The 13,228-nt window shown below is 71.9% G+C and carries 13 protein-coding genes; 5 read left to right on the top strand and 8 right to left on the bottom strand.

The features are described from left to right. Positions 1-494: 494 nt before the first annotated feature. Together hemB and NGK70_RS00335 are read left to right on the top strand one after the other, a co-directional pair. Positions 495-1,499: a porphobilinogen synthase gene (gene hemB / locus NGK70_RS00340; RefSeq protein WP_251971414.1), complete on the top strand. Its 1,005-nt coding sequence runs from the start codon at positions 495-497 to the stop codon at positions 1,497-1,499. 18 nt (positions 1,500-1,517) lie between these two features. Further along, positions 1,518-2,603, top strand: coding sequence for a magnesium transporter CorA family protein (locus tag NGK70_RS00335; RefSeq protein WP_251971413.1), 1,086 nt, complete (start codon positions 1,518-1,520; stop codon positions 2,601-2,603). Between the two features lie 21 nt (positions 2,604-2,624). Here NGK70_RS00335 and NGK70_RS00330 read toward each other — a convergent pair whose 3' ends face one another. From NGK70_RS00330 to tsaB, 3 genes are read right to left on the bottom strand one after another with little or no spacing between them, the layout of a single operon-like run. After that, entirely contained in the window at positions 2,625-3,578 is a 954-nt protein-coding gene (locus NGK70_RS00330) for a uracil-DNA glycosylase (RefSeq protein WP_251971412.1), read from the bottom strand. After that, complete coding sequence (gene rimI, locus NGK70_RS00325; RefSeq protein WP_251971411.1) at positions 3,575-4,084, bottom strand: ribosomal protein S18-alanine N-acetyltransferase; 510 nt, start codon at positions 4,082-4,084, stop codon at positions 3,575-3,577. The genes NGK70_RS00330 and rimI overlap by 4 nt, the downstream gene beginning before the upstream one ends. After that, the gene (gene tsaB / locus NGK70_RS00320) at positions 4,081-4,821 is read right to left on the bottom strand and encodes a tRNA (adenosine(37)-N6)-threonylcarbamoyltransferase complex dimerization subunit type 1 TsaB (RefSeq protein ID WP_251971410.1); all 741 of its coding nucleotides are present in this window, start codon (positions 4,819-4,821) and stop codon (positions 4,081-4,083) included. The genes rimI and tsaB overlap by 4 nt, the downstream gene beginning before the upstream one ends. A 247-nt stretch (positions 4,822-5,068) precedes the next feature. On the opposite strand from tsaB, the gene dacB reads away from it, so the two are divergent. Both dacB and NGK70_RS00310 read left to right on the top strand, forming a co-directional pair. Continuing rightward, a complete protein-coding gene (dacB, locus tag NGK70_RS00315) occupies positions 5,069-6,520 on the top strand; it encodes a D-alanyl-D-alanine carboxypeptidase/D-alanyl-D-alanine endopeptidase (RefSeq protein ID WP_251971409.1) in 1,452 nt (483 codons plus the stop codon). After that, a complete protein-coding gene (locus tag NGK70_RS00310; protein ID WP_428985558.1) occupies positions 6,517-6,852 on the top strand; it encodes a SemiSWEET transporter in 336 nt (111 codons plus the stop codon). Before dacB ends, NGK70_RS00310 begins: the two co-directional genes overlap by 4 nt. A 36-nt stretch (positions 6,853-6,888) precedes the next feature. On the opposite strand, the gene NGK70_RS00305 is transcribed toward NGK70_RS00310, so the two are convergent. The 4 genes from NGK70_RS00305 to purE all read right to left on the bottom strand — a co-directional run bounded on the left by NGK70_RS00305 (position 6,889) and on the right by purE (position 10,857). Further along, positions 6,889-7,977, bottom strand: coding sequence for an SGNH/GDSL hydrolase family protein (locus tag NGK70_RS00305; RefSeq protein ID WP_251971408.1), 1,089 nt, complete (start codon positions 7,975-7,977; stop codon positions 6,889-6,891). Positions 7,978-8,088: 111 nt separating this feature from the next. Beyond that, positions 8,089-9,156 (bottom strand): L-threonylcarbamoyladenylate synthase, encoded by a 1,068-nt coding sequence (locus NGK70_RS00300; protein ID WP_251971407.1) that lies wholly within the window; start codon positions 9,154-9,156, stop codon positions 8,089-8,091. Positions 9,157-9,176: 20 nt separating this feature from the next. Continuing rightward, the gene (locus tag NGK70_RS00295) at positions 9,177-10,391 is read right to left on the bottom strand and encodes a 5-(carboxyamino)imidazole ribonucleotide synthase (RefSeq protein ID WP_256490730.1); all 1,215 of its coding nucleotides are present in this window, start codon (positions 10,389-10,391) and stop codon (positions 9,177-9,179) included. A 4-nt stretch (positions 10,392-10,395) separates the two neighbouring features. Continuing rightward, positions 10,396-10,857: a 5-(carboxyamino)imidazole ribonucleotide mutase gene (gene purE, locus NGK70_RS00290; protein WP_251973630.1), complete on the bottom strand. Its 462-nt coding sequence runs from the start codon at positions 10,855-10,857 to the stop codon at positions 10,396-10,398. A 146-nt stretch (positions 10,858-11,003) separates the two neighbouring features. Between purE and NGK70_RS00285 the strand changes: the two genes are divergently transcribed. Continuing rightward, positions 11,004-11,945 carry a tetratricopeptide repeat protein gene (locus tag NGK70_RS00285; RefSeq protein WP_251971406.1) on the top strand — a complete coding sequence of 314 codons (942 nt, stop codon included), beginning with the start codon at positions 11,004-11,006 and terminating at the stop codon, positions 11,943-11,945. A gap of 59 nt (positions 11,946-12,004) precedes the next feature. Here NGK70_RS00285 and NGK70_RS00280 read toward each other — a convergent pair whose 3' ends face one another. Next, the gene (locus NGK70_RS00280; RefSeq protein ID WP_251971405.1) at positions 12,005-13,213 is read right to left on the bottom strand and encodes a hypothetical protein; all 1,209 of its coding nucleotides are present in this window, start codon (positions 13,211-13,213) and stop codon (positions 12,005-12,007) included. Between the last annotated feature and the right edge of the window lie 15 nt (positions 13,214-13,228).

The raw sequence follows: 13,228 nt of genomic DNA, 5'->3' as shown, positions 1-13,228 counted from the left end.
TGGGGCTGGCCGTGCGCCCCAAGCCTCAGGTCCGTGAGATCGCCTGGGTTGGGCGTTGGGTCATTGGATGGCCGAGTCTTCTGTGCACGGCGGTGTGGGGTTCACCTGCGCCAGAGATTGGCATGGCGGTGAAGCCGGGATCCATGATGTTGCCATCGGCACATGACGGCGCGGCAAAAAAAAGAGCCCCAGCCATGCTGGCTGGGGCTGCAAAGCCTTAACGCTGTCAACACGGTAAGGCACCTGCTCAGGGAGGAAAAGCAGGGAATGACCGCCTTGCGACGTATCATTCACCCACAAGTTTAGCAGCAGTTTTGAACCTGTGGTGTTCGGGGTTGCTCCCTACGCTGCCGGCGCCCGGTGGAAGTTGTGATTCCGCGGCGACGGTGGGTGCGTTGTGGGGCGATCCGCATGATCATTGCGGGTCCGCGATGTCATGTCCTGCCTGCGGCTGACTCTCCCTGCACCCCCAACCATTGCCTGGACGCCTGTCGATGTTTCCTCCCGCCAGCCACCCCATGAGCCGTCCCCGTCGGCTGCGCCGCGATGCCTTCACCCGGGAGCTGGTGCGTGAGCACCGTCTGGCACCGGCCGACCTGATCTACCCGGTGTTCGTGCTCGAAGGCCAGGGGCTGGTGCAGGACGTGGCCTCGATGCCCGGCGTGCAGCGCCGCAGCCTGGACCAGTTGCTGCCGGTGGCCGAGCAGTGCGTGGCGCTGGGCATCCCGGTGATGGCGCTGTTCCCGGTGCTGGGCAGCGCCGGCAAGACGCCCGATGGCCGAGAAGCGGCCAACCCGGAGGGCCTCGTGCCGCAGGTGGTGCGCGAGCTGAAGAAGCGCTTCCCGGAACTGGGCGTGATGACCGACGTCGCACTCGACCCCTACACCTCGCACGGCCAGGATGGCCTGCTCGACGACACCGGCTACGTGCTCAACGACGAGACCATCGAGGTGCTGGTGCAACAGGCGCTGGTGCAGGCACAGGCCGGCGTGGACATCGTCGCGCCGAGCGACATGATGGATGGCCGCATCGGCGCGATCCGCCGTGCGCTGGAAGCGCAGCGCTTCATCCACACCCGCATCATGGCCTACAGCGCCAAGTACGCCAGCGCCTTCTACGGCCCGTTCCGCGACGCGGTGGGCTCGGCCGGCAACCTCGGCAAGAGCAACAAGAAGGTCTACCAGATGGACCCCGGCAACAGCGACGAGGCGCTGCGCGAGGTGGCGCTGGACATCGCCGAGGGCGCCGACATGGTCATGGTCAAGCCCGGCATGCCCTACCTGGACATCGTGCGCCGCGTGAAGGACGAGTTCCGCATGCCCACCTTCGCCTATCAGGTCAGCGGCGAGTACGCGATGCTCAAGGCGGCCGCCCAGAACGGCTGGCTGGACCACGACGCGGTGATGATGGAGTCGCTGCTGGCCTTCAAGCGCGCCGGGGCGGACGGCATCCTGACCTACTTCGCGCTGGATGCGGCGCGGCTGCTGCGCCAGGGCTGATCGGCGCGGCTGGGCGGGATGCGCATCTTTCTGATCGACGAGGGCTGCACCGAGCTGGCGGCGCTGCCGCAGGACCTGCCGCCGCAGGGCTATCTGTGGGTGGCGCCGTCGCGGCCGGAATTCGAGGACGAGGTCGCTCGGCTGCAGGTCGCGCTGCAGCGCTGGACGGGCGGCCAGTTGGTCGACCTGCACCTGTCCGACCTGCGTAACCAGCAACTGCCCTCGCGCTTCGACTACACCTCCTGGTACGACCTGCTGGTGTTTCGCCGCCTGGCCGCGGCGGCGGGCAGCGGGGATCTGTCGCTGGATGAGTTGACCGCTCCGGACGCGGCCGCTCGTGCGATGCCGGCGCTGCGCTCGATCGACACCAGTCCGGTCGGCTTCGCGGTCTTTGACCGCGTGCTGCTGACGGTGCATCCGAGCGATTGCCAGGCGCGCGATTTCTTTGCCCAGCGCCTGCTGCAGACCTCGGCCAACGGCCGGATGCCCGCCAGCCCGGCCGACCTGATGCTGCGCATCGTCAACCACCTGGTGGACGGCTACCTGGAGCTGCGCCGGCTGCTCACCCGACAGCTCGGCACGCTGCAGCAGGATCTGCTCGGTCCGCGCAGCCGCCGGGTCGACTGGCAGGCGCTGCTGGAGTCGCGCAACCTGCTGCACCAGTTGGAAGACGTCTGCGAGGACCAGCACAGCGCGGTGCAGGAGTGGATGGATGCACTCGATGAGTGGCCGGCAGAGACCGAGCCACAGGCCGTGCGCGAGCGCGAGCTGCTGCGCCTGCGCTCACGCGACGTGCAGGAGCACATCGAGCGAGTCCTTACGCACGTGCGACGCCTGCAGGCCTCGGCCGAATCGGCGGTGCAGATGCACTTCTCGGCGTTGGGGCAGCGCACCAACGACATCATGCGCACGCTGACGGTGCTGACGGCGATCTTCCTGCCGCTGAACCTGATCACCGGCTTCTTCGGCATGAACTTCGACAGCCTGCCGCTCATCCACACCACCACCGGCGTGTGGTTCGCCATCGGCACGATGGCGGTGCTGGGCATCGGGCTGTCGGTGTTCTTCTGGCGCAAGCGCTACCTGGGGACGCGCCACGCCTGAGGTGGCTGTCGCTGGCCGGTGTCAGGCCTGCGGGGGCGTGTCGCGTTCGGCGTTGACGCGTGCCAGCACCTCGGCGGCCAGGCAGAGGTCTTCCCAGCTGCGGGCCTTGTCGAGCGGGTTGCGCAGCAGGTAGGCCGGGTGGTAGGTCACCACCACCGGCACGCCGTGGTAGCGGTGCACCTTGCCGCGCAGCCGGCCGATCGGCTCCTGGCTGGCCAGCAGTGACTGCACCGCGAAGCGTCCCATCGCCAGGATCAGGCGCGGCGCGACCAGCTCCACCTGGCGCTTCAGGAAGGGCTCGCACTGCGCCACCTCGGGTGGCTCCGGGTTGCGGTTGGCCGGCGGGCGGCACTTGAGCACGTTGGCGATGTAGACCTGCCGGGCTGGCTCGGCCTCCTGGCGGGTCAGTCCGACGGCGCGCAGCATGTTGTCCAGCAGCTGCCCGGCCTTGCCGACGAAGGGCTCGCCCTGGCGGTCTTCCTGCTCGCCGGGCGCCTCGCCGATCAGCATCCAGTGCGCCTGCTCGTTGCCGACGCCGAACACCGTCTGGCGCCGGCTTTCACACAGGACACAGGCGCGGCAACCGGCCACGGCCTCGCGCAGGGCCGGCCAGTCCATCGATGCGACGCCGCCGGGCCGCAGCGCGCGGGTGGGGGGCGTGGCGGGCACGGCGGCCGTGACGGTCGGTTCTGCCCGGCGGCTCGCAGCAGGGGCGGGTGAGGGGAGCGGTGCGGGAACTGGCGCAGGAACTGGCGCAGGAATTGGCTTAGGAACCGGCGCAGGAAGCGGTGCGGAGGGCGCTGCCGACACCGTCGTCTGAGCGGCCCCCGAGGGGTGTGGCTCGTCCGTGGTGGTGTTGTTGGTGTCGGCCTCTGAGGCTGTCCCTGTTTCTGCGGGGGGCTCGGGCGGCAGCCACAGGTGCACGTCCATGGCCTCCAGCATGGACAGGCGGCGTTCCGGCCAGCGGGTACTCATCGCGAGCGCCCCCAGGCGGGGGTGGGCGGCTCGACGGCACGGCGCAGCACCAGCGCATCCTCGCGCCGCCCGCCAGCATCGGGGTAGTAGCCCTTGCGCAGCCCGACCTGCTCGAAGCCGAAGCGTTCGTACAGCGCACGGGCGCGCCCATTGCTCGGCCGCACCTCCAGCCAGAGCCAGTGGGCGTCTTCGCGGCGGGCGTGTTCCTCCAGCGCACGCAGCAGCAGCAGGGCGTGGCCCTGGCCCTGGTGATCGGGCGCGACGGTGAGGTTGAGCAGGTGCAGCTCGTCCAGCCCGGCCATCACGATCTGGTAGCCCAGCAGTTCGCCGCTGGCGCTGATCAGGCTGCAGCACCAGTAGCCGGAGGCGATCGAATCGATGAAGTTGCCGCGGCTCCAGGGGAAGGGGTAGGCCTGTACCTCGATGGCCATCACCGCGTCGAGGTGGCTGACCTCCATGGGCTGCAGCCGTGGGGTCGGTGCTGGCAGCGGCGCGCGGGCGTTCATGGCGCCGTCGTGCTGGGTTGAGCGGCCGGCCGTGCGGCCAGGCGTTCGGCGGTCGTCTGGGCCACCTTGTCGCGCACGTACAGCGGCAGTGCCAGCGCCGGGTCCAGCGTTTCGCCGCGTTGCCAGGCCGCTTGGGCCAAGGCGGCCAGGGCGGCGCCGTCGGGCGCGGCATCGGCGATCTGGACGAGTGCGGCATCGACCGACCCCAGCGCCTCCTGCAGGGCGGGCAGGGCCAGCGCATTGCCCGCCACGGCGACAGGATGCCGGGCCACTGCGGCCGCCAGGCTGGCAGGGCTGTAGAGCGCGGCCGATTGCCGCAGTTGCCAGTGGCCGGGGCCGAGTCGCTGCCAGCAGGCGGCGTAGACCTCGCCCATGCGGGCATCGGTGGCCGCCCAGACCTGGTCGACGCCGCAGCGCTGGTGGGCGCTTTCGGCCACCGCGGCCAGGGTGTCGAGCGCCAGCAGCGGCCGGCCACTGCCCAGCGCCAGCCCCTGCGCGACGGCGCAGGCGGTGCGCAGGCCGGTGAAGGCGCCGGGGCCGCGGCCGAAGCCGATGGCATCGAGCTGCGCCAGGGTGCAGCCGGCCTCGGCGAGCAGGCCTTGCACGGCCGGCAACAGCGTGGCGGAGGCCTGGGCGCCGGCGGGCAGGGCGCGCACACGCAGCGCGCCGCCGCACAGCAGCGCGAGGTGCACCGTCTCGGTGGCGGCGTCGATGGCAAGCAGGCGCGGATCGGTCATGGGCAGGCGCGGGATCAGCCCGGCAGTGTAGCGGTGGCGGCCGTGGCCACGGGCTGTGGCACATCGCACGCGCCGTCTCCCGCACGCTTGGCGCCCTCCCCTGCGCAGAGGGCCGGCCTGCACACAGGGCAGGCCGGGCTGCGTATCATGCTGCAGTGCAGCGAAAATGGCGTCCAGGCTTGGCCTGCGTCCCGGCCATCCCCTCTGAGCTGCGCCTCCCCCTGCCTTGTCGTCGTTGTCGATCCTGATGTCCTGTGCCTCCAAGCTGCTGTTGCGGGCCATTCCGTTCGGCCTGGGCCGGTGGCTGCTTGCCCTGAGCCTGCTGGCCGGTTGGGCGGCTGCGCATGCCGTGGTGCCCGAGCCGGTGCGTGCCGCACTGGCCCGCGCGCAGATCGATGCCGACAGCCTGTCCCTGTGGGTCGCCCCGGTGGGTACCGACACGCCGCGCCTGGCCCACCAGGCCGAACGGCTGGCCCACCCCGCCTCGGTGATGAAGCTGGTCACCTCGGCCGTGGCGCTGCAGCGGCTTGGGCCGTCGTGGCAGTGGAACACGGGGGTCTACTTCGACGGCCCGGTGCAGCGCGGCGTGCTGGAGGGCTCGCTGATCCTGCAGGGGCGCGGCGACCCGCGCCTGGTGACCGAGCGGCTGTGGCTGCTGCTGCAGCGCGTGCGGCAACTGGGCGTGCAGGAGATCCGTGGCGACATCCTGCTGGACCGCAGCCACTTCGCCCTGCCGCCGGGCGACCCCGGCGCCTTCGATGGCGAGCCCTACCGGCCCTACAACGTGCTGCCCGACGCGCTGATGCTCAACCAGAAGAGCTTCACGCTGTCGTTTCGGCCGGATGCGGCGCGCGGCCTGGCCTGGGTGAGCGCCGAGCCGGTGCTCACAGGGGTCGAGCTGCCGGCCAGCGTACCGCTGGACCGCCACCCCTGCGGCGAGTGGCGCGCCGCTCTGGCGGCGGACTTCAGCCAGGCCCGGCGCCTGAAGCTGGGCGGCAGTTACCCCGCCGCCTGTGGCGAAAAGACTTGGCCGATCGCCTACCAGGACCCGGGCAGCTACGACGCGCGCCTGATCGATGCGGCCTGGCGCGGCGTCGGCGGCCGCCTGCGTGGCGCGGTGCGCGAGGGCCGGGTGCCCGCCGGGCTGGCGCCGGCCTTCGAGTTCGCCTCCCCGTCGCTGGCCGAGGCGCTGCGCGACATGAACAAGTTCAGCAACAACATGGTGGCCCAGCACACCCTGCTGGCGCTGAGCCCGGTGCTGCCGGCGCGCTTCGAGCCGGCCCGGGCCGCGGCGCTGGAGACCCTGCTGCAGGGCCCCGGTTGCGCACCTGGCGAGATCGTGCTGGACAACGGCTCCGGCCGCTCGCGCGAGGAGCGCATCACCGCGCATTGCCTGGCGCGGGTGATGCAATGGTCCTGGGCCCAGCCCTGGATGCCCGAGCTGCTGGCCTCGCTGCCGGTGGCCGGCGTGGACGGCACCGCACGCCGCGCCGTGGCCGCCAGCGGGCGGGCCCATTTCAAGACCGGCTCGCTCGCCAACGTGGCGGCGCTGGCCGGCTGGATCCACCTGCCCAGCGGGCGCCGCGTCGTCGTGGTCGCCTTCATCAACCATCCCCTGGCGGCGCAGCGCGAGGCGCGCGCCGCCCTCGATGCCGTCGTGCAATGGGTGCTCGACGACAAGGAACTCAACGCCCCATGAACGAGATCACTTCCACCGTGGCCCTTTCTGGCCTGGCCGACCCGCAGACCCTGTCCGCGCTGCGTGACGCGATCGGCATCATCGCTGCCTGCCTGACCACGCTGTCCTTCGTGCCGCAGGCCTGGCACACGCTGCGCACCCGCGACGTCAGCGGCATTTCGCTGACGATGTATAGCGTCTTCACCCTCGGCGTGGCGCTGTGGCTGGTCTACGGTGTGATCCTGGGCGCCTGGCCGGTGATCATCGCCAACCTGGTCACGCTGGCGCTGGCCGCCACGATCCTGACGATGAAGCTGAGGTTCGGGCAGGCGCCGGTGGCCATCCGCGGCTGAGCGCAGGCTACCGGCAGCGGGAGCCGACGCTGCGGGTCAGAACGGGTTGGTGCGTGCCCGCGAGATGGCCGACGAGCCCAGCTGGGCCTGCCAGGCCGCACCGGGGCGGCGGCCATCGGCCCAGAGGTAGGTCGTGTTGCTGGCGGCGGCGCCGCTGGCCAGGGTCAGGTTGCTGCAGCCGATGACGCGGCGCTCGTCGCTCTCGTTGGGGTAGATGGTGTTGAACGGCGCGCTGTAGATGCCCGCCAGGTCGCTGTCCGCGCTGCCGTCGAACTGGACCTTGGTGGTGACGCAGGCCGCGCTGGTCCAGTCGGTGAAGCCGTAGGTGCCCGGGTTCTTGGCCATGAACTGCAGCAACTCGTCCGCCGTGACCAGGCCGACGTAGCGCCCGTCATTGATGACGGTCAGGCGCAGGCGTTCGTTGAAGCGCGCACTCAGGTCGGTGAGCAGCTGCTGGCGGTCGATGTCGGTGTGGGCCGCCTTTTCCGCGATGGCGTAGGGCGACAGGCCCAGGTCCGGCATCGTGGCGTAGACGATCCGCCCACCTGCGCCATTGTTGGCCATGCGGTTGACCAGGTTGCCCAGCGTCGTCCCCGCATCGCTCGCCTGGGCGAGCGCCTGGTCGCGGCTGAGGCTGCCGAGGTCGTAGGCGCTGTACGCATCCAGCACATCGTGCATGCCTGCCATCACCGTGACCAGCGTGGTCGGGTTGAGCACATCGGTGGCGTTGAACGCGGCAAACTGCGCTGCCACTTGGCTGACCCGGGCGCCATAGGCCGCCTTCATCACCGCGTTGGCACTCCCGGCTGTTCCACCGCACTCGGCGAAGGTCAGGCCGAAGCTGGCGGCCACGGACTGCACCCACAGCGGGGAGCTGCCGCACACCAGGGCGCCGGTGGTGGTGTCGACGGCGTTGTGGCCGTACTTGCTGCCCAGGGGCTCGCTGGCCAAGCCAGCGCCGAGTGCGCTCAGCTCGTCACCGAAGACGACCATGCGGGTCGGCGCGAAGTTCTCGACGCGCGAGGTGCTGCCCCCGCAGGCGGCCAGGCCCAGGGTCGCGGCCACGGCCAGCGTGGCTCCCAGGGTGCGGGCGGCGCGGGTCAGGGCGGTGGTCTTCAGCTTCATCGGCAATCCAGTCTGCGGCCGGTCCGGTGATGGCCGGGCCGTTCGGGGGAGGGGCGGGAGCGGCACAGGGCCGGTGACAAGGGATGACAGGGCAGGATCGGGGCGCCAGCCTCAGGCGGCGGCTGCGGCCCGCTGCAGGCGGTCGCGCACACCGTCCCAGGCCGGGTCGGCCGGCGGTGCTTCCACCCAGATCAGCGGGGCGCCGCCGTCATCGAATTCGCGCAGCGCCGCAAACAGTTCTTGCGCGGCGGCCGCAGCATCGGTGGGCATGCGGCGCAGCCTCACGCATCCCCGCAGCGCGGGCGAGGCGAGTGAGCGCTGCAGGTCGTCTGGTAACTCATCGTGACAATATACCGCCAGCGCTGGCCCGGCCGAGGCGGCCGACGCGCTGCCCTGCAGGCCGGGCAGCAGCACCTGCAGGCCGGCGCGCAGGGCCTGCCGGTCCATCAGGCGCAGCTTGGCGCGTGGCGCGTAATGCGCTTCGAGCGTCCCGGAGGCGCGCGGCGCGTCGTCACCGCGCTCGCCCAGCGGTTCGCCCGCAGCGGCGGCGATGGCGGCGGCCGTCAGCCCACCCGGGCGCAGCAGCACCGGGCGGCCGCGGCTGCAGTCCACGATGGCGGATTCGATGCCCACCGCGCAGGGGCCGCCGTCCAGCACGAGCAGGTCGGGCAACGCAGGAAACTCGCTCATGACGTGCTCAGCCCGCGTCGGGCTGACCTGGCCGAAGCGGTTGGCGCTCGGCGCTGCCACACCGGGCACGCCGGCTGCGGCCGCAGCCCGCAGCAGGGCCTGGGCCACCGGGTGGTCCGGGCAGCGCAGGCCAACCGACGCCTGGCCGCCAGCCGCCGCTGCCGCCACGTCAGGCCGACGCGGCACGATCACCGTCAACGGCCCGGGCCAGAAGGCCGCCATCAGGCGACTCGCCACGGGCGGCAGCTCGGCCGCGAAGGCCTCGGCGCCCGCGGCATCGGCCACGTGCACGATCAGCGGGTGGTCGCTGGGCCGGCCCTTGGCGGTGAAGATGCCAGCCACCGCAGCCGCATCGTCGGCACGGGCGCCCAGGCCGTAGACCGTCTCGGTCGGGAAGGCGACCAGCCGTCCGGCGGCAAGCGCCTGCACGGCGGCAGGCAGGGCGGCCAGCAGGTCGGGCTCGGTGCGGGCGCTCAGCAGTTGCGGCATGGGTTCACCCAGGTGGCGCGTCAGAACGCCGAGATGCCCAGCTGCGCGGCGGCCTGCAGCGCGGTGGCACGGGCGGCTTCGGCGCTTGCAGCGGTGATCGTCAGGTGGCCCATCTTGCGGCCGCGCCGCGCCTCGGCCTTGCCGTACAGGTGCAGGTGGGCGCCAGGCAGGGCCAGCACGCCGGCCCAGTCGGGCGTGCGCTCGCGGCCGACCGCATCGAACCACAGGTCGCCGAGCAGGTTGAGCATCACGCAGGGCGAGTGCAGCCGCGGCGCGACCAGCGGCAGGCCGGCCATCGCTCGCACCTGCAGCTCGAACTGCGAAGCGTCGCAGGCGTCAATGCTGTAGTGGCCGGAGTTGTGCGGGCGCGGCGCCATCTCGTTGGCCACCAGGGCGCCATCGGCCAGCACGAAGAACTCGACGCAGAGCACCCCGACATAGCCCAGGCTGGCGGCGATGCGCCCGGCACAGGCGGTGGCCTCGGCGGCCTGCGCCGGCGAAACGTCGGGCGCGGGCACCGTGGTGACGGCCAGGATGCCGTCGCGGTGCAGGTTGCCCTGTGGCGGGAAGTGCACCACCGTGCCGTCAGCCCCCCGCGCGACGATCACACTGACCTCGGCAGCCAGCGCCAGGCGCTGCTCCAGCACGCAGGGCACACGGCCGAGTTCGGCCCAGGCAGCGGCCAGCGCGGCGCGGTCGGCCACGCGCACCTGGCCCTTGCCGTCGTAGCCGAGGCGGGCGGTCTTGAGGATGCCGGGCAGCAGCGCGTCAGGCACGGCAGCAAGCTGGGCTTCGGTCTCGATCAGCGCATAGGGCGCGCAGGGCACGCCGCTGGCGGTGAAGTGCGCCTTTTCGGCGGCACGGTCCTGGCAGACCGCCACGGCGTCACCACCCGGGGCGACCGGGCGGCGCTCGGCCAGCCGGCGCAGGGCCTCGGCCGGCACGTTCTCGAACTCGGTGGTGATGGCATCGACGGCGTCGGCCAGCCGGGCCAGGCCGTCGGCGTCGAGGTAGGCGGTGTGCACGTGCGCGTGGGACACCAGGCCGGCCGGGCTGGTGGCGTCCGGGTCGAGCACCGCGGTGCGGTAGCCCAGTGCCTGCGCGGCGTGCACGAACATGCGGCCGAGCTGGCCCCCGCCCATCACGCCCAGCGTGACGGCGCGGCTCGGGTCGGTGGCGGAGCGCTCGCCCGGCAGCAGGGGCGTGGCGTGACGGATCTGGATGCGGTCGGCCATCGCGTCAGCTGTCCAGCGTCATGGCACGGGCGGCCTCGGTCTGGCGGGCGCGGAAGGCGTCGAGCCTGGCGGCCAGGTCGGCGTCGTGGTTGGCCAGCAGGGCCACCGCGAACAGCGCCGCGTTGGCCGCACCGGCCACGCCGATCGCGAAGGTGGCCACCGGCACGCCCTTGGGCATCTGCACGATGGAGTGCAGCGAGTCGACGCCCTGCAGGTGCCGGCTCGCCACCGGCACGCCCAGCACGGGCACGGGCGTCTTGGCCGCCAGCATGCCCGGCAGGTGGGCCGCGCCGCCGGCGCCGGCGATGATGGCCTGCAGGCCGCGCGGGCGGGCCGCTTCGGCGTAGGCGAACATGTCGTCGGGCATGCGGTGTGCCGAGACGACGCGCGCCTCGAAGGGCACCCCGAAGTCGGCGAGAATCTCGGCGGCGTTCTTCATGGTGTCCCAATCGCTGCTGGATCCCATGACGAGACCGACGAGGGGCTTGGCGCTGTTCAAGGCAGGCTCCGGTGCGGAAAAGACCGCGATTTTAGGTGGCCCGCGTCAAGGGGGCATGGAGGGCTTGTTTCACGGCCTTTCGCCCCGACGTCGGGTGGCTGATAGGTGCCCCGATGATCGATATCACCCTGCAGAATTTTGAATCCGAGCTGATCCAGGCGTCGCTGCAGCAGCCCGTGCTGCTCGACATCTGGGCGCCCTGGTGCGGCCCCTGCCGCCAGCTGGGCCCGGCGCTGGAAAAGCTGGAGACCGAGTACGCCGGGCGCTTCGTGCTCGCCAAGCTCAACAGCGACGAGGTGCCCGAGATCGCCGGCCAGCTCAGCCAGATGTTTGGCGTGCGCTCGATCCCGTTCTGCGTGATGTTCGCGCAGGGGCAGCCGGTGGACGGCTTCGTCGGCGCGATCCCGGAGGCCCAGATCCGCGAGTTCCTCGACAAGCACGTGCCCAGCGAGGCGGCCATGGAGGCCGCGGCCGATGCCGACGAGGCCCAGGCGCTGGTGCAGGAGGGCGATGCCGACGCCGCGCTGGCCAAGCTGGCCGAGGCGGTGGCGATCGACCCGGCCAACAACGCCGCGCGGGCCGACTACCTCAAGCTGCTGCTGCAAAGCGGCCACCTTGCCGAGGCACGCCGGGCCTACGACCCGGTGGCCGCCCAGGTGCTGCCGGACGCGCGCCTGAGCGCCCTGGGCACCTGGCTGACCGCCTGCGAGCGGGCGGCGGTGGCCCCGCCGCTGGCGCAGCTGGATGCCGCGATCGCGGCCAACCGGCGCGACTTCGCGGCGCGCTACGAACGGGCGCTGCTGCTGATGGCGCGGCAGGACTTCACCGCGGCGATGGACGAGCTGCTGGAGATCCTGATGCGCGACAAGGCCTGGGCCGACGAGAGCGCACGCAAGACCTACGTCGCCATCCTGGAGCTGATGACCAAGCCGGTCCCCAAGGCCGAGGCGGCGCAGGCCAAGGGCGCCCTGGAGCTGACGGGCAAGGCAGCGGTGCAGCCGGCCGACCCGGTGATCGACCAGTACCGCCGCAAGCTCAGCATGGTGCTGTTCTGATCCTGCTGCGCTGATCCTGCACCCGGGCGCGGGCCGCACCGGCCTGCTGAATGGGCGGGTCAGCGCGGCGCCGCGGACTGGCGCGCCTGGGTCGGTGCCGACGCCGGGCCGGTGGCGCCGCGCGCCAGGGCCCCCGGGATGGTTTCCAGCTGCGCGGCGGCGCACAGCGCCAGCAGCCGGGCCCAGCGCTCGCGCAGCTGCCGGTAGGTGGCGGTGGCATCCTGCTCGTGCCGGTTGCCCTGTTCGGCCAGGCCCAGGCGGCTGTAGACCTGGGCCAGCACGCCGTGGGCAACGGTCTGCTCTTCCAGTTCGGTGGCGCCGATGAAGGCGGAGTCGGCGGTGCGCGCCGCGGCCAGGGCCTCGTCGCTGCGGCCCAGCTCCAGCAGGCACCAGGCGCGATCGGCCTCGAACAGGCATTGCGAGCTGCCCAGGCCCTGCACCATCGCATCGGCCAGGTGCTTGTCGTAGAGCGCCAGGGCGGCGGCGAATTCGTGGTGCACCACCAAGATCTGCGCCTGCTGCATGGGCGAGTGGTGGTTGAGCGCCCGGTTGCGCACGCTCTGGTCCAGGAACATCGAGGACTCGGTGCCCAGCCGGGCCCGGCGCGCCGCCAGGTTGTCGTGCTCGCCGAACAGCGCCGTCAGCCGCACCGCGATGACCCGCAGGGCCGCCATGTTGTAGGCGATCGAGGTGAGCGAGGCGCTGTCGCCCTCCTTGGTGGCATGGATGCGCACCTGGTTGTACCAGGGCAGGGCGAGGTCCTCGCGCCCGGCGAACTGGTAGATGCCTGCCAGCAGGATGCAGGCCCGCGAGCGGGCGCTGTGGTGATCCGGGCTGGCGAGCAGCAGCGCCAGCCGGGCATGTTCGACCGCGGAGGCGTCATCCTGGGCGCGAAAGTCCAGGTGCGCCAGCCAGGCCGCCGCCAGCGCCTGGATGCGCGGGGCCCGGACCGAGCGCGCCAGCGCCAGCGAGCGGTGGACGCGATCGCGCGCCCGGGCGCCAAAGTTCTCGTGGAAGTCGATCAGCCCCTCGGCCAGCCACAGCCAGGCATGCAGCACGCCGTTGCCGTCGGCCTGGGGGATCGCGCGCAGCGCGGCAACCTCCTTGCGGGCCAGGTCCAGTTCACCCAGGCGGGCGAGCACCACCGAGCGCTCGGCGCGCAGGAAGGGGAGCTCGCGGGGGATGCGCCCCTGATGGATCGCCACGTCCAGCGTGCGCAGCAGTCGGTCGTTGGGGCTGGCGGCGGACGCCTCGGCGGGCGTGTTCATCTCGGCAGGTCTTCC

It is taken from the genome of Sphaerotilus microaerophilus, assembly GCF_023734135.1.
GTDB lineage: Bacteria > Pseudomonadota > Gammaproteobacteria > Burkholderiales > Burkholderiaceae_C > Sphaerotilus > Sphaerotilus microaerophilus.
This window is presented reverse-complemented; position numbering and strand designations above follow the sequence as displayed.

What these genes read in the sequence shown, in the direction of transcription:
- hemB (WP_251971414.1), top strand. Translation starts at nt 495, where the DNA reads ATGTTTCCTCCCGCCAGCCACCCCATGAGCCGTCCCCGTCGGCTGCGC.
- NGK70_RS00335 (WP_251971413.1), top strand. Translation starts at nt 1,518, where the DNA reads ATGCGCATCTTTCTGATCGACGAGGGCTGCACCGAGCTGGCGGCGCTG.
- NGK70_RS00330 (WP_251971412.1), bottom strand. Translation starts at nt 3,578, where the DNA reads ATGAGTACCCGCTGGCCGGAACGCCGCCTGTCCATGCTGGAGGCCATG.
- rimI (WP_251971411.1), bottom strand. Translation starts at nt 4,084, where the DNA reads ATGAACGCCCGCGCGCCGCTGCCAGCACCGACCCCACGGCTGCAGCCC.
- tsaB (WP_251971410.1), bottom strand. Translation starts at nt 4,821, where the DNA reads ATGACCGATCCGCGCCTGCTTGCCATCGACGCCGCCACCGAGACGGTG.
- dacB (WP_251971409.1), top strand. Translation starts at nt 5,069, where the DNA reads ATGTCCTGTGCCTCCAAGCTGCTGTTGCGGGCCATTCCGTTCGGCCTG.
- NGK70_RS00310 (WP_428985558.1), top strand. Translation starts at nt 6,517, where the DNA reads ATGAACGAGATCACTTCCACCGTGGCCCTTTCTGGCCTGGCCGACCCG.
- NGK70_RS00305 (WP_251971408.1), bottom strand. Translation starts at nt 7,977, where the DNA reads ATGAAGCTGAAGACCACCGCCCTGACCCGCGCCGCCCGCACCCTGGGA.
- NGK70_RS00300 (WP_251971407.1), bottom strand. Translation starts at nt 9,156, where the DNA reads ATGCCGCAACTGCTGAGCGCCCGCACCGAGCCCGACCTGCTGGCCGCC.
- NGK70_RS00295 (WP_256490730.1), bottom strand. Translation starts at nt 10,391, where the DNA reads ATGGCCGACCGCATCCAGATCCGTCACGCCACGCCCCTGCTGCCGGGC.
- purE (WP_251973630.1), bottom strand. Translation starts at nt 10,857, where the DNA reads ATGGGATCCAGCAGCGATTGGGACACCATGAAGAACGCCGCCGAGATT.
- NGK70_RS00285 (WP_251971406.1), top strand. Translation starts at nt 11,004, where the DNA reads ATGATCGATATCACCCTGCAGAATTTTGAATCCGAGCTGATCCAGGCG.
- NGK70_RS00280 (WP_251971405.1), bottom strand. Translation starts at nt 13,213, where the DNA reads ATGAACACGCCCGCCGAGGCGTCCGCCGCCAGCCCCAACGACCGACTG.